The organism is Cytophagia bacterium CHB2 (assembly GCA_030263535.1).
Lineage (GTDB): Bacteria > Zhuqueibacterota > Zhuqueibacteria > Zhuqueibacterales > Zhuqueibacteraceae > Coneutiohabitans.
This window is the reverse complement of sequence record SZPB01000080.1, coordinates 1-20,284: the sequence shown is the minus strand read 5'-3', so window position 1 is coordinate 20,284 and position 20,284 is coordinate 1. Positions and strand designations below refer to the sequence as shown.

At 56.7% G+C, this 20,284-nt stretch carries 10 protein-coding genes; all 10 read right to left on the bottom strand.

Annotated features, from left to right (window positions below):
• Window positions 1-249 precede the first annotated feature (249 nt).
• Window positions 250-1,188: a tail fiber domain-containing protein gene (locus tag FBQ85_10170; protein MDL1875513.1), complete on the bottom strand. Its 939-nt coding sequence runs from the start codon at window positions 1,186-1,188 to the stop codon at window positions 250-252.
• A gap of 27 nt (window positions 1,189-1,215) precedes the next feature.
• Entirely contained in the window at window positions 1,216-1,773 is a 558-nt protein-coding gene (locus tag FBQ85_10165) for a hypothetical protein (protein MDL1875512.1), read from the bottom strand.
• A 12-nt stretch (window positions 1,774-1,785) separates the two neighbouring features.
• A complete protein-coding gene (locus tag FBQ85_10160) occupies window positions 1,786-3,663 on the bottom strand; it encodes a DUF4157 domain-containing protein (GenBank protein MDL1875511.1) in 1,878 nt (625 codons plus the stop codon).
• Window positions 3,664-3,948: 285 nt separating this feature from the next.
• Window positions 3,949-7,272: a DUF4157 domain-containing protein gene (locus tag FBQ85_10155; protein MDL1875510.1), complete on the bottom strand. Its 3,324-nt coding sequence runs from the start codon at window positions 7,270-7,272 to the stop codon at window positions 3,949-3,951.
• Between the two features lie 290 nt (window positions 7,273-7,562).
• Entirely contained in the window at window positions 7,563-7,838 is a 276-nt protein-coding gene (locus FBQ85_10150) for an amiloride-sensitive sodium channel family protein (protein MDL1875509.1), read from the bottom strand.
• A gap of 16 nt (window positions 7,839-7,854) precedes the next feature.
• Complete coding sequence (locus tag FBQ85_10145) at window positions 7,855-8,958, bottom strand: hypothetical protein (GenBank protein MDL1875508.1); 1,104 nt, start codon at window positions 8,956-8,958, stop codon at window positions 7,855-7,857.
• A gap of 40 nt (window positions 8,959-8,998) precedes the next feature.
• Window positions 8,999-10,261, bottom strand: a complete 1,263-nt coding sequence (locus FBQ85_10140; GenBank protein ID MDL1875507.1) for a hypothetical protein — start codon at window positions 10,259-10,261, stop codon at window positions 8,999-9,001.
• A 26-nt stretch (window positions 10,262-10,287) separates the two neighbouring features.
• On the bottom strand, window positions 10,288-12,366 hold the full coding sequence (locus FBQ85_10135; protein MDL1875506.1) for a hypothetical protein: 2,079 nt from the start codon (window positions 12,364-12,366) through the stop codon (window positions 10,288-10,290).
• Complete coding sequence (locus FBQ85_10130) at window positions 12,363-14,642, bottom strand: putative baseplate assembly protein (GenBank protein MDL1875505.1); 2,280 nt, start codon at window positions 14,640-14,642, stop codon at window positions 12,363-12,365. Before FBQ85_10130 ends, FBQ85_10135 begins: the two co-directional genes overlap by 4 nt.
• Window positions 14,639-20,284 (bottom strand): putative baseplate assembly protein (locus tag FBQ85_10125; protein ID MDL1875504.1); only part of this gene is annotated, 5,646 nt, incomplete at its 5' end. The genes FBQ85_10125 and FBQ85_10130, both read right to left, overlap by 4 nt.

The following is a 20,284-nucleotide window of genomic DNA, read 5'->3' as shown; positions in this document are numbered from 1 at the left end:
AAATCACCACTGTGGCTTGTCGATAAATCCTGCCCCGCGCAGCGGGGCTCCGTTCAACACGCGGCTGCTGCGGACTGCGGGGCAGAGGCATAATTTTCATGATGTGGAAGATTTGAACATCCGATTTTTACCAACCGTTTTCTCGCCCCGCAGCCGCAGAGCCGCAGCGTTGGTGTGCGAATGGGCCATCTTCGCAGAACAAAGCCGAACCTCATCAATCCTGTTATCCTGTTCATCCTGTCAACTTTTTCAGGGCTTGCGCCGTCGCGTCGGAAGGTCTTTGGGACTGGTGGCGCTGCGCTTGGGCCTACGGCGAGCGGGCTGCCCTGGCATCGCCTTCGCCGAGGCTTTGCCAACCGAGGCCGTTTTCTTGAGAGCCTTGGCCTGCCGAGATTTGGCTGATTCTGCGAGATCTTTGTAACCAGCCTCCAAAACATGCACCTGCTCAGCCAGCGCCAGTATCGTTGTTTGCTGCTCCTTCACCACGCTGGTCAACACACCAACGATGTCCATCAGGCTGATCATCGTTCGGTCGGCGCTGGCGGCAACGGCAGGCACTTCTTCAGCGATGAACCCAACATGGCATCTCTGCTGTCGATCACCCTTGAAAACAAACTTCACCGGCCTGAGGTTGGTCAATATCTCCACCGCCTCCTGGCTGGAAAGATCGTTGATGCGTTCTTTGTTAACCAAGGATGAAGTCTGGTAGACGCCAAACAAATCGATGGATGCCACTGGAGCCTGACTATTGCCGGTATGAAAATGAATGACATTGCCGGAATGCAGCCTCAAATTGTAGGCAGTGTGTCGCGTGCCAACCGTTTCATAGGGAAAAGGAAAGCCGATATCACCGGGCGGGTCAATGCCGATGGCGATGCCATTCAGGATCGCGCCTGCGGGTACGTGCAAGCGCGCTGCGGGCGTAGCAGTGCCGATGCCGACATTACCGTCATTGCGCACCGCCAGAAGACTATTTTGCGCCGCGTTGTTGATGAGCAGCGCCAGCTTGGACGCATCACTCGTCTCCCCCTGGATTCTCACGGTTTCTTGATTGTTTTGGCGGGTCCCAAAGCCAAAATGGCCATCGCCATCGATTCGCAATCGCTCTTTTCCTTTTGTTGCCATAGCGATGCTATTGGCATCAGGATAGTAGAAAACGGTTTTCAGAAGTTTTTCAAATTCAGCCATCGGATTGTTCCTTTCGCGGGAAATCTTTTACTGCAGCGGCAGCACCGTCACCGCCGGCGGTTCCGGCAGATTGAGCCGACTAAAATGCAGCACGACGTCGATCCACTCCGGCAGCGGGCTGGCGACGGCATAGAGCAGCCACCCCTCCGCGAAAACCGGAATGTCGGCAACTGTGCACACCGTCTCGGTTTTTCCGGCGGGCCATTGCGCATATCCGGCAAAGCGGCCATAGCCTTCCACTTCACCAATGGGACTCACCGTTAGTCCCGTTGCGCGTAAAGAATCCAGTGGCGCCGGCCGGAGCTTCATCAGTTGCTCGGCACCGGGCATTTCCTGAGTCACAAAAAAGATGATTTCTATAGGCGGTTCGTTTGCCGGCCGGGAGAGATCGAGCTGCTGCAAAATCGGGAATACCGACTCCACGCCGGAAATTTTCAACACGTGAGTAGACGGCATAGCCAGTGGCAAGCGCAAGGGCCCGACCGTGGGATAGTAGTTCTTGTCGCAGCTTAGCCCCAACAATGGCAGCAGAGCAACAATCAGAAGGATTCTGCCTAATGCCGGTATTCGAATGCGTTTTGTCATAGCGTTTCCTTGTCAGAGCTTGCCGGCGCGCAGTTCCACAATGAACGGATCGTACGCGGTCGTGGGCCGGCCGGAGGTGAGTGCGAGATAGAAATCGCGCGCGATATCGCCTTGCTGCTCGCGATTGAAGTCGCGCAAATGCTTGCCTGCTGCGAAAGCCGCCAGCAGAGCTGGCTCGCCGCCATAACCGTAGCCGCCGGTGGCTTGCGCGTGCAGCGCTTCACCCATATACTGGCTGCCGACGTGTTCGTATTGCGAGACGTGAGTCAACTCATGAATCAGCCAGGCCATGTCACTGTTGCCGGGTGCGGTTTTGATTTTGTGGTTGAAATTGATGGTGTGGAAAGTCGTGACCCCCATGCCGCCGCCGCCACTGAACAAGGAGCCGATCCAGGCGATCAACGAATACTCATCAATGCGCACCTGCCAGTAACTGATGCTGCTGCCGAAGACTTTCTTGGCCTCGGCGATTTCGGTGGAAGACAGCGTGCGCGTGTTGAACTTGATGATTTGCCAAAGCAAATCCATGATCTCGCCGATACCGATCACGTCCAGCAGTTTGGTGATCAGCCTGCCGACCCAGGCGGCCCCGGAGAGAAAGCCGTTCCAAATCCACTGCGCGAAACTCTTGATCCCGCGCACGGTTTTGATGCCGTTCCACAGCCACTTGACGATGCCAACCGCGCCACTGCCGAGATGCTCGATGATGCGCCACAGCCGCAGCGGCGCTTGCGTGAAGAGACTCCACACCCACGCGCCGCCTGCTTTGAGCACATTCCAGCCCCACTTACCTACCGCTTTTGCGCCTTTCCAAATTGCACCGCCTACAGCTTTCGCGCCTTTGCCAACTTTCTTGATTCCCTTCCAAAGACTGCCGAAGAACCCGGCCTGCACCATCGGCCTGCCGGTTTTCTGAACGTCGATACCTTTGCTGCGCAGTGTTGCCATTTGGCCGTCTTGCTGAACGACATGAGTCAGCTCATGCGCCAGCAGTTTTTGACTGGCCGCAGATTCTGGCGCATACTCGCCGGCGCCGAATGCGATGTCAGATCCCACGGTGAACGCGCGGGCTTTAATGGCAGCCGCGGATTCGGTTGCCGGCGTGTCAGTGTGCACGCGCACGTGACTGAAGTCATAGCCAAAGCGCGGCTCAAATGCGGCGCGCGTGGCTTCAGGCAGAGGCTGGCCGCCGCCCTTCATCGCGTGAATGTTCGCCGCAACTTTGGGAGTGATGCACGGCGCTGGCCGGCTCGCTGCTTTGGCTTGCACCGGCTCTTCTTCTTCCGGTTGACGCTGAATCTTCTTCTCCTCATCCTTTACCGGCTGGCGGTTCACCTGCTCACTTTCTTCTTCACCGGCTTGGCGCTGTACGCCTTCTTCTTCCTCGCCCGCTTGCCGCTGTACCGGTTCTTCCTCTTTCATCTCAGCGCGTTGAATCGATTCGTCCTCCTCGTGAGGCCCATCGAATTTCTCATGCGGGCCGACAAAGCGTTTGTCTTCCTCCATTGCTGCGGCATGCTGTACCGTGCTGCCGGCTGCGCTGCCCGCAGTGGTCGCGCCTCGCCCGGCTGGCGGCGACGGCATGTTGGTAACCTGCTCCGCGACGCGATCGGCTTCTTGTTCATATTGATCGTTCGGCTGGCCGACTTGGAGTTTGGTGCGAATCAAACGCCCCACGGCGCGGTTGCCGATCGTCTGTTGCAGGGAATTCATCTCGGATCGGCTCAGTTGGCCACCCTCCCGCGCGACTGCCCCCGGCGTTGAGATTGTCGCTTCTGCCGGGTCGCGCAATGGTGTCGCCGTCTTACTGGTAGAGACGGGTTTGGCAGCGCTTTTCTTCTGCAGCCTTTGGATTCTTGAGTATCTCATTGGGTTTGCTCGGTGTTGCATTACGCGGCATGCCGCGTTGTACTGCTTCGGTTTCCTTAAAATTGATTCCCTGGAAAAAACAAAGCATCTTCCAACCGATTGAAACAACCCAACGGATGCAGGGCTCTTATCAGTTGGGTTGTTTCTATCCGCGGGAGATTCCCTTTTATAAAGATCCTATTCCAGTCAGGCACGGCATTCAACTGGCGCAATGAGTCATGTCTCACGACCTGCTCAGCTTGTTTTTGCCATCACGAGAATTTCTCGGTTCTGCGTTTCCGACTTTAGTTTCCGGCGGCCCCCAGTTCACGTGCCGATTTCAATAATTACAAAATATCGTCCGGGCAAATCCCTCGTCTTTGCTTGCTTGGGCGGATCGCCTCTCTTCTCAGAATATGTGACGATTTGATCGCGCTGACGAGGCCCTGCACTCATATTTCCACTGCTATCATAAGGCCAAACATTATCCGGCGTATCTGGGCCTTCGAATTGAAGATCCTGTACGTGGTCCATCTGAACACCAAGTTCCTTTCGTTTCAACCCATAATAATCCAGTACAGACCGGATCTGATCAACGGCTCTGCCTCGCTCTGTTGGGATATATTGCATCTTCTTGCCAACCTTCGGCCAGTACTTGGATCGGACGCCCAGAACGATTTCTTCACCGGGCCGACTCCCTACCGGCACAGCTGTTGGCGTGTTCCTCTCGATGGTAAGTTTCAATTGCGGCAAATGAATGGAAGCAACGTACAACTTTGGATCTTTGAACCATTTGATGGGAATTGCATCATCTTTGCTCAGTCCCGTTGCTGTGGCACCGGCCATGCTGACTGTCGCCACGGGTTTTGCAGGGCTCATTTCACCCTCAATGACCCAGGGCACCTGATCAGCTTTCAATCTTAGAACTTTGAAGCCGTATCGCCTCTTCCACATTGGGAATTGGGCTTCGATACTTTGCCTAGAAAGCTTTTCCTTCCCGATCCCTGCCAACTCCTTGAGCACACCTTGAATCCCGATCTTCCATCGGTCGTCTTCTTCAACACTCTGGCCTTTCTTCCCAAACAACTTCTTCGCCTTCTCCACAATCCAGTTGACCACCTTCCCAATCGCCTTGTCAATCGGCTGGCGGATCTTTTTGATAATCTCCTGAATCTTCTTGCTGATGCCGCCCAGGCCGATCAGACTGGCCAGGAAACTGATGATCACGGGAATGGATTTGGCAATGGCATTCTCCACCGCAGTCGCGGCTTTGCCGAGGTTGCCGCTGGCAATCTCGGCAATGGAGTTGAATACCGACGCGGCAAATTCGCGAATTTGATTGATCCGTTCAATGAAAAACTTCACGGTGTTGTAAATCGCAATCACCGCTTGAATGAGCGCGCCGGCCGGGTTGAAAAAGCTGATCAGCTTCTCAATGGCCTTGCCGATAATCGTACTCTTCACCCAATCGATAATCGCGCCAAACACCGTTTCTTTGAGATTGCTCAACGAATCTTTCACCCGTTCCCACAGGGCAATTGGCCCCTTTGTAACCAGTTCTTTGACAAACTCAACGGCTTTTTCAACTTTGGAGACAACGCTTTCACCCTTTGGCCCCAGAGCCTTCACCACTTTGGCGCGAATTGCTTGATAAGTGGCGCCAAGAATTTGCAGAACCAAATGAAAGATGCCTTTGAGATCAAACTTCGAGGGCAGGGTAATGTTGGCCGCAGACAGCGCGCCGAACAGCCAGCCGGAAATGCCGGCCTTCAAGTGCTTGAGGGCATTCTTGGCAAACTGGCCAATCCCCTGAATCAGGCCTTTGATGAGATTCTTGACAAAACCAATGGGATCTTTGATGATCTTGGTGAGGACTTCCTCACCCTTGTTCAGAATCGCCATGATCTGCTTCACCGGCGCGCCGATCATTTTGAGCACGCCCGTGAAAATAAACTCCAGTATCTTCGAGCCCAGGGATTTGACAAAATTAAAAACCCGGGTCACGGTGGGCGCAAAGATATCCTTAATGATCTTGAGATTCTTCTCGATGCCGAACCAGATGGAGACCTTGTCCCAAGCCTCGGCAATCAACGCTTTGATGCCCGCCCACGTTATGTTCAAAGCCTGAACCTGTTTCTGCAGCCAGTTGAACGCCTCATCAATGGCCCCGGATTTGTTCAGGTTGTCGAATAGAACCGTGCCACCCGGCACCAAACCCATGAACCCGCCCAGAAAATTCTTGGCGGTGCGGGGCACTTCCTCGCCGGTGATGGGGTTTTTGCCAATGATGACGGTGATCAGCGTGTAGCCGGGAATGTTCCGCGCGACTTTGTTCAGGAGATTGGCGATGGGGCCGGGTGAGCGCTGGATTTTTTGCGGCGCAGGCGTGACCGCGATGGGCTTGGCACGCAAAGCGGCTCCTTGCTGCACCACATGCGTCAACTCGTGCGCTAGAAGCTGCTGTCCGCTGCTGGTTTGGGGATTGTACTTGCCGTTGCCGAAATAAATGTCGCGTCCAACGGTGAAAGCCTGCGCGTTCAGATCCTGACTCATTTGCGCTGCGTCGGTGCCCGTATGCACGCGCACTTGACTGAAGTCCACGCCGAAGCGAGGTTCCATAAAGGCTCGTGTGTCGTGCGGCAACGCACTGCCGCCGCCGCGCGAATGAGAGACAAGCGCCTCGACCGCGCTGCTGGCGTGCATTTGGCCGCTGCCGCCCGGCTTTGCTCGTAAAGCCCACGGGCTGATCTGAATCTGTCGCCGCTGCACATTCATGGCCTGCGCAGACTCGTCTTCCTTCTCTTCCTGCCGCTGGAGAGCATAGCTCAGGCCCGCAGTAAATTTTGCCTGGGCAGGTTTTTCCTCTTCTTTTTTCTCCTGCCGTTGCAGCAAAGATTTCGTCTGAGCGGCTTCATCTTCTTTTTCTTCCTGGCGCTGCAACTGCGGCCCAGCGTTTGAAGCCAACTTGGCCTGCGCAGATTCGTCATCTTCCTTTTGTCTCTGCAAGGAAAAGGTTTGCGCCTCGTCTTCCTTTTCTTCTTGGCGCTGCACAGTCGCAGCTAATCCATCGACGTGTTTAGCCTGAGCTGGTTTTTCTTCTTCTTTCTTTTCTTGCCGCTGCAGCAAAGTCTTGGTTTGTGCAGATTCATCTTCTTTTTCTTCCTGGCGCTGCAGCAACGGCTTGGTTTGTACTTTCTTCTTGTCATCATCTTCGCGCACCGCCACCGGCACGGCGCGCTGAATCAGGGGCAGAGGCGCTGCAAACCAGCTTTGGCGTTGCAGCTTTTCATCTTTTTCGTCCGCAACCTGTCTTTGCACCAGCGGCGAGATTTGCTCCACCAACGGCTTGCGATGCAACTTCTTCTCGTCGTCTTCACCGGGCCGGGCTGCCATGGGCTCCGGCATGCGCATCATCTGATCGGCTACGCGGTCGGCTTCCTGCTCGTACTTATCCCCGGGCGCGCCGACTTTCAGCTTGGCCTGCAAAACGCCAGTGCGGTAGAGCCGCTGCACCGCCTGATTGCCGAGGGTTTGCTGCATCTCCAAAAAATCCGGCAGGGACGTAGCTTGGGGAGGCACCGGCTGCACAGCCTGCGTTGCATTCCTCTGAGGAGGGGCGGGAGTGGTTTGAGCGGTTTGCTGGCGTTCCATGGATAGAATTTGGCACGCTACATGACAAAAATGGATCGCGGCGCCGCTTCAATGCTTAGCACAGATTTCGCCCGCGAATCCATTTGATCTTCAATCCAAAATGCGAAGTTTTCTTATCAGCCACAAGAGCTGATTGACGGTAATGCCGCAGTTGGCGGGAGAAGAAAAGTCATTCTGCAAATCTTGTTCACCTTCAACTCCGTCCTTGATCGCCACAAGCTACTTGCAGCATGATATGATAATTCCCCCTCAATAACTGAGACATTACGCTGGGCGCAAGCGCGGCGGACTCACTGCGGCAGCGGCCATTGCAGCATATGCCCAATGATCTGTAGAATGAAACCGGCCACCAGAAACAGCAGTCCCCACAACGCCCGCCGCGCCATGCGACGCCGATCACACACCGCCGGCAGCCCGAGGTTTTCTTCCGCGGTTTCGCCGGGAATGCGCGCGACGCCGACTTCAAGAGCCTGCACTTTCGGAATGACGAATCCCAAAGCGAAAATCACCACCCCGCACAGACACAGCAGCAGGCCGGTGACGGTCAGCCAATTGAGCAGAATCATGTTTCACCTCGGTGGGTCATTTCTTGCCGCCTTTTGCTTTCTTCGCCTTATCGCCATTAGGTGCTTCCGCAGCCGTCACCTCCGTTTCAGCGCCGAGTGCCTCGGCGGCCGGTTTTTCCACGGTGGCTTCCAGAGCTTGCGAAACTCCTTCGTCTTTCTTGCCTCTGTCGCCGTTCTTTTCATCATACTGGTTTGCGATTTGGTCCTTGATGCCGCACAGTGCCGCAATGGGGTTGGTAAGCAAAGAGATGAGGCAGTTGCTCTGGTTCGCCTGCTTGGCCGCCGCCCAAAACTTCTCCAGGTGGCCGAACACTGTCTGATAATTCGCAGCGCCGTCGAAGAGAGAGAGAAACAAGTACTGCATCATGCCGGGCGTGAGCACATAACGCCGGTCCGGCAGCGTGATCTCCTTCACCGTCTTTTTTCCTGCGCTTTCTTCGATCACCACGGTTCCCAGAATCAAATGGTGCACTTCAGGACAGCACGCGGGACATGGTGGGGCGAGGTGGCAAAACTCACCGTTCATGAATTCAGCGACCGCTTCTTTCTTCTTATCAGTCGCAGCTTTTATTACTCGTTCATGCAGGCTGGTTTCAATGGGATGAATCCGAGGCGACGCGGGAATATTGCTCTCCAGTTGCAAACAAAAACCCTCCTGCCAGCGCGAATGCTCGCAGGTTTTTTCCTCGCACCCGCCGCCCGGCGCATATACCGAAACCGGATCGACCATTCTCTCCTCGTAACCGATGGTGAGGTAGTAAGTCTTGCTGCCGGCTTTCACCTCCTGGCAGGGATCCTGCAACGGCGCGGCCGGCTGCGGCGGGCACAGCAGCGCGTCAAGATCGAGCTTGAACGGATCACAGACCATGATCTCGTTGCCGTGGCAATCCAGCGCCATGCCGGGCGTAACCGTGATCCATTTCTTGTCTTTCTCCCACTCCAGCTCGAGGCCGCAGACAATGCCCCAGCCGTGCAGCATCTTGTTGGCCAGTTTTCGCTTCTCACGATGGTAGCTCTGCTCATCGCGAAAATCACGGTCACTCAACAGCATGCCGTGGAAATAGCGAGCCCGTTTGAAATGGTTGAACTCGCATTGTCTTTCCTGCGTTGTGGCTTTCATTACCGTTCTCCTTGCAGTCTATGCCAGCTTTTCATGATTTTCAACCCTGGGACTTCTGTGGTTTGGGCATGGGTAGGACGGAAAACCAACTGACAAAATCACCGCCCTGCACGCCATTTCCCGAGGGGAATTTGCCCGCAATGAAATCACCATCCAGCGCCTGGCCCTTCAGGTTCGTAATCAAATTTCCACGCAAGACGATTTCGACATCGCCGCCATCCTTTTGGATTTTGGAGGTCCCGACAAAGGTGTCTTTTCGCCAGGCTTCATTGACAAAAAAGGTGGCGTGGCTGCCGTGCGCGTCTGTAGCATATTCGATCCGTTCCGGGGAGATGTATCTTTTGAAATCATACCCCGTGTCTTCATCGTAGTTGGCGACGGAAAGCAAAAATGTGTGGCGGTTGATCGTTCTGCCGTCCATCTCCTGGTCAAAATACACGGTCAAGCCCTTGTCCGTATTGTCCAGCAGAGCTGCAAATCGACCCCAAGGAAGCTCCTCTGCGGCATGTTCATCCTTCCAGCTTATGCCAATGACATGCGGCAAGTCGCCATGAAAACAGTGAATCAAATCGTAAAGCACGGGATTGCTGTACACCAGCCGGCGCTTGAAGCAGGCATCCAGGAATACCGCCGGTCGATCCGGGTCTTCTGATTCGCCGCGCCGCACCACTCTTGCCAATACCAGGCAGACTTTTTCATTGCAGTCCGGACAGCCCTCCTTGAGATGGCGGCACAGGTAGCCATGCATGGTTTCGGGTTTGCCGCTTGCTTTGAAGTCCATAAGCGGGCAGAGCCTGCCATAGGGCGGCGGCAGATGGACGTCTTTCTCATGCCGCAGCCGCAACTTGAAGCTGTCGCGGATGCGATTGAACTCCTGGCGCTCTTCGCCGCCGCACGCCATGGAGGTCAACTGCACCGGCTCGGTTTTGCAGTCGTGATATTCCAGGCACAGCACGAGGTGTTCGTCGTGGGGTGGCGGCTCCGGTGTGGGGTCGCACGGCGGTTCGAGCACCGCCAACTTGACGGTTTGCGGTTCGCAAATCAAAATCTCGCGGCCGCGGCAGTCAATCGCCAAACCCGGCGACACAATGAGCGCCCTGCTCTCCCGATCGTAGATCACATCAAGTCCACACACCACGCCCCAGCCGCTGATCATGCGATTCATCAGCCAGCGCTTCTCGTTGAAGTAGCGCTGCTCTGCAAAAAAATCGCGCACCGTCATCAGTTTGCTGTAGAAGTAGTTATTGCGCTCGAAGAATGGAATCGCGCAGACTCCCGAGCCGTGATCTTTCTCTTTTTCCATGATTGCCCTCGCTTGGGTTATGCGGGTTATATCAATCTGAAGTATCTACCTATTTGGGAATTGCGTTCCAGCCGCACCGCCTTTCCTCCCGGAATGGCCGCCACTACCCGCCCCACTCGCGCGGTGCCGTTGAGTCGAACCGGCTGATACTCTTCCACGCGCGAATTGACGCCAACATAGATGTCCGCGGCCGTGCTGCCGGCACCGATCAACCTCAAATCGTAAGCGGTGTGCGCCGGCGTTTCGTCATTTAGCATCTCGCGCAGCTTGGCTTCCTGCTTTTGGAAATCCGCGCGGCTCAGGTTGAGCAGCAGGGTGAAACGATGCGCCAGCGTTTGAAACGGGTCCTCCGGCAGTTGCGCCACCTCGCGGAGGGCGGTGCGGCCGAGCACGGCGCTGTCGCCCAGGCGAAAGCCGCGGATCGGCGTCGCGCTCACCACGCTGTTGAGGCCCAAGCGCAAGGGCTTGCCCAAAATCAGCGGCGGCGAGACCAAAGCATGCTCCACGATCAGCGGACGCTGGCCGGTATAGATTTCCACCAAGCCGGCAATGCCGGCCGCTGTGCCTTTTTGTTTGAACAATTCCGGGGCCTGCTGCAGGAACTGGCGCTTGCGGGCTTCCGGCCATTCTTCTTCGAGGGCAAGATTCAACCACGAGGCCAGCCAGTCGAGAAAGCCTGCCGGCGTGGTCAGCGGATCAAAGTTCTTGAACAGCGCCGTGACTTCGGTTTCCAGGCCGTACAGCACGGATTCGAACAAAGAGAGGAAGCGCTCGAGAAAAGCGCGGCTCACCGCATCTTCTTGATAAGTTGCCGGCAAGTAGCGCAGACAGGAATTTCGGGGATAATAGACGCGCAGCGCGCGCACCACCGGTTTTTGATTGGCGTCAAACGTGGAGAGCGTGAGTTTCAGCCAGAGAAAACGGCCGGTTTTCTCGCGCAACAGCATGTCCGTGGGATTTTTCTCGGGTCCCGTCCATTTCGTGCCAAGCAGGGCTTCGAGCCTTTCCACTTTTCTTTGCACGGAGTCAGTGGAATCGGCAAACACCGCCTCGACTAGGCCGCGCAGGCGTGTGTCGTCACTGGAGTGATAGTAAATTTCGAGGATCGTTCCCGGCGGCAGATTTGCCTCTAGCGCCAGGCGGTGCCATGTTGACCGGTCTGCACCATTGTCCAGCGTATGCGTGTAGAACGCGCCGGTTTCGCCCACAAAACTCAGGCGCGCGCTGAAATGGGCGAGGCCTTGATCAGTGCTGAGATAAAGATCATCCTCGCGGCCGAAGGCAATGCTTTTGATTGATGTGACCGCCGCCGGCAATTGGATGACGCCGAGGTGGCTGCCGTCGGCATCGAATTCGTGCAGTTTTTGGGTGGGGCCATCGACAACAAAGAGATTTCCTTGTGCGTTGGCCGCAATCATAACCGGTTGGAAGTTGGGCGCAATGCCGTCGAAATCGCCGATCCGTCCCAGAAAGTTGCCCTCGGCGTCATAGCGCAGGAAATGGCGCTGATTGCGGTCGAGCACATAAATGAGATGATCTCGACCGACGATGAGTCCGATTGGCTGTTGCAACTCTGCGCCACCGAAAGCCGGCCCCGCCGGCCGGCCGTGCGCATCGTAGCGCAATATGGCGCGAGAGTTTTGATCCAACACATACAGGATTCCGGAACGGCCGAGCGCAATATCCACCGACTGCTTGATGGCATCGATCACGAGCTTCAATTGAAAAGTCTCTCGCGAAAACACCAACACCCGGCGGTTAGCGGCATCGAGCATCCAGAAGTTGAAACGATCCATGAGCAGGCGGCCGGTGGCAGCGGCGCTGCGGCCATGCGGGCAGAAGAGGCGATCGAGTTTGTGCGAGACCAAGTCGCAGCGATAGAGGCAGCGGCTTTGCTCTGCCATCCAATAAATCAGCCCGCATTCGTCGACTGCCAGTGCAGTGGGATTGCCGCCTGCAATTGGAATCGGCAACCATGATTCAAACGCGGGCCGGGGATAAAGCGTGAGGCCGCCCTCGGGCAGAACTTGCAGGCCGGAGGACAACCCGTTTTGCCACTGTGCCGGCGTTCGAAAGACCTGGCTTTTGAAATCAGAGGAATTCATATGACTTCCAATTGATGCTCTCCGCTGTAGACCAGCGTATTGGGCGGAATGGTAATGACCTTCTGAGCGATCTGTTGCAGCGCGACTGCCTCCAGCTCGATGCCCACGACGTGATCAACGCCCTCCACTTCATCAAGGAGCTGATAAATTTCAGCGGCATACACCGGCCGGCCAAAGGTCCAACCATCTTGGTTCGGGCCGCCGGTGAGCGGGTGCAAGAATTTTTGCAGGGCTGCCAGCGCCCGCTTCTCCACTTCCTTTGTGCTACTCTTCTTCTGTTTGAAGATTTTGCCATGCACCGCCACTTCCACGTAGACCGGCGCGATCACATGCACAGCCGTGGCAACGAGGCGCCGTGCTTCGAGATGACGCTGCACGGTTTGCAAAAATCCTGCGCCGGCAGCAGGCGTTACACGATTGGATCGCAGCGCCGGCACAGCGACCACCGTGACATTCCCCGGCATATTCAGCCTGGGAAATTCCGGATGATAATTGGGCAGAGCTTTGGCGCGCGCCACACGCAAGCCCGGCGTTGCCAGGGCGAGCTGCTCGAAATCTGACGAAGTCACGGCGCGTTGCCGCGAGGTCATCTCCTCTTGCGCGCGCAGTTGTGCCTCCGCTATCGTTTCCGGTTCCCGGCCGCCGCTCGCCGGCAGCACATTGGTTCCTCGCGCGCCGGCCGCGCCAGTGATTTCGATGCGCCAAATGAGGCCGGCAGAAACATTGCCTTCGCTGCCACGGCTGGTTTGATAAAAGTAGGCGCGCATGCTCCGCCCTTCTCCTGGAATGCGGCCGTTCTGTCCGTTGCCGAAAGTGATCTCACCGGTTTCCACCTCCAAAACATAATGCCGGTCACTGGCAGCCGAGCTTTCAAAATCCTCCACGCGCTGCCAATCTTCCCACACCATGTGATCTTGCACTTGAATGACCAGTCCGGGCCGCGCGACTTGATTGGCAAATGCAAGATCAAAAAGTTTGCGATTGAACTGAATGATGGCAGCAGCGGCAAAGTCACACTCCGGTTGTGCCGCGGCTTGTTGATAAGATTCAGGCGGTCGAATTTCCGTGAAAATCGCGGAGTCGTACAGTTCCATCGAAGCGAGAATTTGGTTGAAGGCCGCGACAATTTGGTACTTCTCGCGATCGGTGGGCAGCCGGCTGATCAGTTCATCTTTGATCAGCGCTTGGAGGGTGCCGGGGAGAAAATCCCAAAACCGGCGCTGCGTCGCAGGTTGCCCGGTTGTGCCGGCCTGGCGCACGGCCGTAAGAAATTCCGGCCAGTTGAGAATATCACCCACCCGCAATGGTCCTCGTTCACGGTCCGCAGCGAGCAGCAGCGGCAATTTCTGCAGCCGCACTCTCTGGTGGGGCAAGCCAGTGCCTTCACCCAAATCTTCGTGCATGATTGTTTCCACTTGCCGCGCAGGGATGACATTCAATCTGACATGCTCCAGCACCGGCGGAATCTCATAAAGCCCGGCAGCAAGTCGGCCCCGCAGCCAGTAGACGCCATTTTGCGCAGTCCAATCTGCCGGCGGAATGAAAACCAGGCGGCCGCTGCGGTTCAAGCTGAGCGTCGTGTCGCGCAGTGCATTCAATTGCGCCCAAGTGCCATTCACAGAATACTCCCACACCAGAGTCGCGGAGGGCTGAATCTCATCAGCACCTTCAGGCCGCGGCGCAGGCGCCGGCAGATCATCTTCACGCAGCAGAAAGAAGAGACTGGCAATCTCGGCATCAGCAAAAGGCTGATCGAATCCCAGCTCCAACGTTGCGCCCACCGCAGCTTGTTCGCCAAACGGGAAGTAATAGATGCCCTCTTTGTTGTTGGCTTCGGTGTGATCAATGCTGGTGCTGCTCCAGTGCGAATTGACGGCAATCAAACGCGTGCGCGTGAAGAAGAAATCATCTTCGGTTTCGAAAATCAGAAGCTCATGGCCGAGCGGCAGCACGCGCGTGCCGGCCGGCAGCAGTCCGAGAGTTGAGACGGCGGGAATAGTGAACTCGATCTCCACCCGCGCTGGCTGCCGCGCCAACCGCGCCATTCCCACCATTTTGAGAAACCGGTCAATCTGATTGTCGGTGATGCGATTGAGCTGGTAGATCTGCATTTCTGCCAGCCAGGCGAACAACTCCAGGAACGTGATGCCGGGATCGTGAAGATTGTGATCCGTCCAATCGCGCGAGTAGCGCGGAATCAGCGCAACGGCCTCTGCCGCCAGCTCCTGAAAAGTTTTGTCATCGAGATTGGGAACCTGCAAGGCCATGATGCTCATGCTCCCGTTTTGGCAGTTACGTTGATCCGCAACGTTCCGCCTGCCACCAACTCATTGGCGCCGATTTCCACCAAATCGGTGTAAGCCACGCCGGCGCGACTGAAACTCAGATTCTGGACATGATCCAAGCCCTCGATCTGCTCCAGCAGAACATAAACATCCGAAGCAGAAAGGCCCTGGCCGAATTCCCAGCCGGCGACAGTCGGACCGCCGGTCAACGGATGGAGAAAATCCGCCAGCTTGGCGCGCGCCTCCTGCTCGACGCGCGCCGCCGCGTCGATCGTATTCACAACGAGGTCAGCGAGAACATCGATTTCAGCATACACCGGACCTGCGACAAAAATGTGTTGCGGCGCAGCCACGGTATTGGCGCAATGTTCCGCCACATAACGCTGCACCATCCGCCGCATTTCGAGCGAGGGTTGCGGCTCGCTGTCGCGCGAGTGCGGCACGAGGTAAAGCGTGACCCAGCCGGTTGCGCGGCGACTTTGCGAGTCGAGATTGCGCACACAGCGCGCCTTGGCAACCTGGCGTGAAGCCTGCTTCGCCAGCCACTCGAAGTCCTGTGGCGCAACCGCACGCTGGCGATGGTTGATCATGGCCGGTCCGATCACCAGCATATCATCCAACGAAGCCGTATCCGAACCGCCGCCGGCCTGCACCGGATTGATCACAGCCTCGACATTGGCGATGGCAGTCGTGAGACTTTGAATCGCGCCGGCTTCGACATTGCCCACCGCACCGCCGCCGGCTTGATAAGAAAACACGCGCAAATTGTTGAGACCCGCGGGCGGAATCTGGCCGTTGCGGCCATCGCCAAAGCGCAATTCGCCGGTGGCGCGATCCAGTGTGTAGCGCCGGTCAGTGCCTTTGGAGTCGAAGAAGTTATCCACTTCCGTCCACAGTACCCAGGTTTCGAGCACTTTGCCCAGTTCATCTTTGACTTCATGCAGGGCCTGCTCGCCAAACAGCTTGATCAATTCTTCCTTCTCCTCTTCGGTGAGCACCTCGCGCACGCGCACAATCTGGCCGGCGCGCACCGGGAACCGGAAGAACCGGAATGTCTGTCCCGCCTCGCCATTGCTGGAGCCGAGAATCTCATCACGCCGGGTTTCGGCTTGAAAGGCCCAGGTGGTGTTGGGGTAAATACCGCCCAACACCGGCGTCTCTGCATACTCACCCTGCAGCAGCATGCCACGCAGCCAATAACGAAATGCGCCAAAACGCGTGGCGGCGGTGAAATCCCGCGGTGCGATGAATTGCAGAATCTCCTGCTTGATCAGGCCTTCGCTGGCGTCGCCAAAACTCAGCCGCTGCCACTCGTTCTCGGCGCGATAGCTCCATTCCATCTTGGGCTTGCTGGCATCGCTGTAGGGCAGTTCCTTCGCCGCGAAGAAAATCTTGAGTGGCCCGCTGCGCAGGGGATTCATGAAGCCCAGATAGATGGCTTTGCCCAGTTGCGTTGGCGGGATCACCTGCGCGCGCGCACCGGCGGCAGTCTTGAGCACCGTGCCGCACTCGTCTTCTTCCGCGGTTTGCCCTTCCAATGGCACAAATGGCGGGAAGCGCTTGTCGGTGGTGATGCAGGCGTCGGTTTGATCGACGTAGTCGAGATTGTTGTAGGTGAGGCAGCGGTCGGGAAAACGGATCTCTTCAAGTTTGTAGGAAATGGTCAGACCGAAGATTTGCGGCGGCCGGATTGTGCTTTTCACGGGCAGAAGCTTGGTCTCTTTGATGATGTCCTGCGGCTCACTGTTGGCGCCTTTCACCCGCTCTTCAAACACGTAGGTCTCGCGACCGTAGTCGCCGCCAATGATGCGGGCGCGAATCCAATAGCTCTCCTGGCCGGAGACCTCGGTCAGATCGAGATCCTGCGGCAGGAGGAAAATCACCTTGCCGTCGATGAGCAGATTTTTGGTGCCGTCTTGAAACTGATGGAGATCCTCAAGAAAGGCCACCCATCCACGGCTGTTCCAATATTCCCATGACAGTTGCGGCGTGATGGGAAGCGCATTGGCGTCTTCATGAATTTGCCAGGCGTCAATCGGCTCGATTTCGTAGGAGGAATTCGTGGTCGGCCGCTCGGTCCAGTCGTCGCGCAGAATCGCGACGCGATCGCTGCCGAGGTAGCTGCCGATCACATGTGTGCGGGGCTGACCCGGGCCTGCCGTGATTCTGAGGTTTCTGCCGACAAAGTCGTACAGGGCACTGGCAGCATCCCGGTCGAGAGTGATGGTGTTGCGCGTGCCGACTTGGGCAATGCCCCGGTGGATCGGATTCTTGTAGTTTATGAGGGCATAGAAAAACTGCGGCCCGGGAACCGGCGGCTTCGGGACTGCCTCTTTTTTCCAGGCGATGTCAACACTTGCCAGCCGTGATGCGCCCTCATAGTCTATGATGTTGGCGCGCTGAGACCAGTCGGTTTCACTCCCTAATCTGACCACGATACCGTAGCCAACATAAGCATCATCTTCTCCAGTGGCCGTATCGGAAAGCTTGATGGTCGCATAGGCGACGCCTCGCACACTCTGGACTTCCGCCTCCAATTTGTAAAGATGTTCCGAGGTGAGAGGTAAGAGGTCAGGATGCCAGCTATCTCTCACAAATGCCCTGCGCTCAGCGCCGCCTTCATACGAGACAATGTGATTTATCTGCGCGGAATTGCCATTTCGCGCCGGTGGGTCGCCAATCCGCAGAGTGATTGGCACGTCATCGTATGCGCCGGGGTTTTCTTTTGCCTTGGCGGGGTCAAGTGTAATCGAAGCCAGCTTCGCCGGCCTCTCCACATTTGGCACCGTGCCGGAGGCGTGCAGGACGTAGTTGTAATTGTCGTCGGGAACTTCGCCGGGACTCCATGGCCATTTGAGTATCGCCATTCGCGTTGCAGGATCGTAGGCAATGATCTGGTTGGTTGGCAATTCTTCATTGTCCGCGAGCCTTTTGACCGTAATGCTCATGCCCTGCAAGGGATTCTGCGCATGGCCTGCATCTTGGTTCAAGGTGATGGTGGACATGGCGGCGTCGGCAACCGACCGGGGAACGGCAACGAGTTCGTACTCATAATCCGGCGTGGGTATTTTTCCTGGCTCCCACGACTCGCTCACAACTGCCCACGCGACTCGCTGAACAGCATCATAGTAATAGGCTTCAATCTGCCGCGTTTGCTGCCTTTCAGCCGTACGGGCTGCACGCCTTGCGCGCGCGGCCGTTTCCGGTGCCGGTGCGGTGACGATGATCTGGAATCCGTCGTAGGCGCCGTCGTGCGTGGCCAGTTGGTCATGATCAAAGTCGAGATAGATCAGGTTGCGTTCTCCGTTCTGGTCAGGTTTTGAGCTGTGCTCAATGCCCTTGAATTGGTAGGTGAAAGTCGAGTCCGGCAGGAGACCCTCTTGCCAGGCTTCGTTCTCCAAAATCGCCGTCCTACCGTCATATGAATCTATCGTTCTGGCGTATGCGTCGCCTCCAGGAGAGGTAACGGTTATATCCAGGCCATCATATGCTCCTTCGACCGAGGAGCCGTCCACCAGGGCGATGTTCGCAAACGTGGCCTTTTCGACATTCGCTTCCTCACTCTTGATCTCATACTGATCGCCGGCCCGGGGCAAGCTCTCCGGGTCCCAGCTTTTGCTTACCCAGGCTCTTTTCTCTTCGCCCCCGAAGTACTCGAGAACTTTATTGCCAACGGGTGGCAAATCACTTCCATCATGCTTGACGACAATCTTCATGTCGTCGTAGGCGTGGGGGTTCGCCGAGGCCTGCTCGCCCAGCTTGATCGACGCCTGCGTCAGTTCTCCGGGAGTGCCGCTGTGTTCCAATTCAATTTTATATCGGCTAATCTGATCCCGGACATTCTCACCGGCCGCATTGCGCCAGGCCTTTTCCACTTTCGCAGTTTTCAACTCATCGCCCTGGTATGAGACGATGCGATTACGCAGGAGGGGCTGTTCGCTGGCCGTATAAACAGTCACCTCCAAATCGTTGTAAGCATCAGCGCGTTTGGAAGCTTCAGTCGCCAATCTGAGTGACGGCAACGAGCCATCTTGTGCCACCGCAGGTTCGCCCGCTCTGCCGATGGCGTACTCGGTGTTGCTGTCCGGCAAGCGTTTGTCTGCGGGATTGGTGGTTGCCTCATCCCAATCCGCATCGATGTGCACCAGCAGCAGCTCGCGGTTGAAGTCGAGCAGCTTGCGCTGTGTGCCGGCCAGCTCGCCGGTTTCCAGTTTGATGTAATCCTTGTCTCGTTGAAAGCCGCCCTGCAGGTCGAAATCGGTCGGGGCAGAATCCGCCAGCGTGATCGAGCGGTCGGTTCCAACTTGCGCTGTTCCGGAAAGCGCCTTTTGCGGGCTGTATCTTCTTTCAATGATGGCATTTTTGTTGGTGCTGGAATAGACAGCAACATATTTCGGCGTGTCAATGTTCAAGACAAAGGGCGAGTGCCGCAGTTGTGCCTCGCCAGGGTAAGGATCAAGAGTCCAGTTGCCGGCATTCCCGATTTTCCAGAGGCGGTTATCGCTGCCGCGCACGAAGATCTGTTTTTCTTCATTTGCCTCTCCCAGATTGAGTGCCAGACCGTGTGGAATGGAATCAACGCGGATCCCAGCAGATGGCTTACCCAGGTCTTGCCACATCGCCGAGCGAATATCCAATTCCTGCAAATTCCCGGCATCGTCCCTCACCCAAACCTTACCGAGAGTTTCCAGGCTGTCTTTGGCTTCCTGGGGACAATGCAGCAAGGCAAAGGGTCGTGATGCAATCTTGCGTTGCGCCGGCAGTACGGCATGGGATTGCCAACTTGAACCGTTCCATTCATGGAGCTGGCCGTCACTCCCCGCCACAAAAACCTTCACGAGCACAGCGCGTCCCGCGAGATGGCAAGTGACAGCGCACGGCGATGAGTTTGCAATCACCTGGCCGATCGGCGGTTTTCCCCGATTCACCCAGGCCGGCGCCGGATCAATTGACAGGTTCGCGATGTTCCGCCGCAACTCATACAGGTTGCCATCATCCGCCACGGCAAAAACCGAAATGATCTGATCTGCGGTCTGGATCGCAGCAGGGTCAAATTTGATTCTCACGTCTTCCGAAGGTATTTGAAGGTCGATCCACCGTTCCTGGCTCGTCTGAATCAAGCGCTCAATCAGTGCGCCGTTTTCGGCTTTCAGAAAGACGAAAACGTCGTTGCCAACCGTGACAATGCTGGGGGCTGCCTCCGTCCCAATCGTCCGCTCGGGAAGGGCAACCACGGTGTCAGGCGGCACGCCATGATCATGCAACGTGGCGGTCCGTTGATCGCCCTGGATTCTGAATTCCAGCAGCCGGCCGCCGGTGCCGCGGGCAAAGATGCGGCGCGTGTCTCCCGCCAACACGGCAGCCGGCGCCGCGAGGATGGCAAGTGAGTCGGCGCGGATATCAATCTCGACCTCTGCCCCCTTCTTCGAGAACACCTCCTTACTCGCCAACTGAAACTTGTCAAACAATCTGGGCTCGAGACCCAGAGGGTAGAACGGCAGATTCACGTCCAGCGGCGTGTCGTTGTGAAAGGCTTGATCCGGCGGCAGCGCGTCGCCGGCGGATTCCACCCGAAACGCAATATTGTCCAGCACCGGCAGCCGGCGCGTGGCATTGGCCGGCAACGGCTCTTG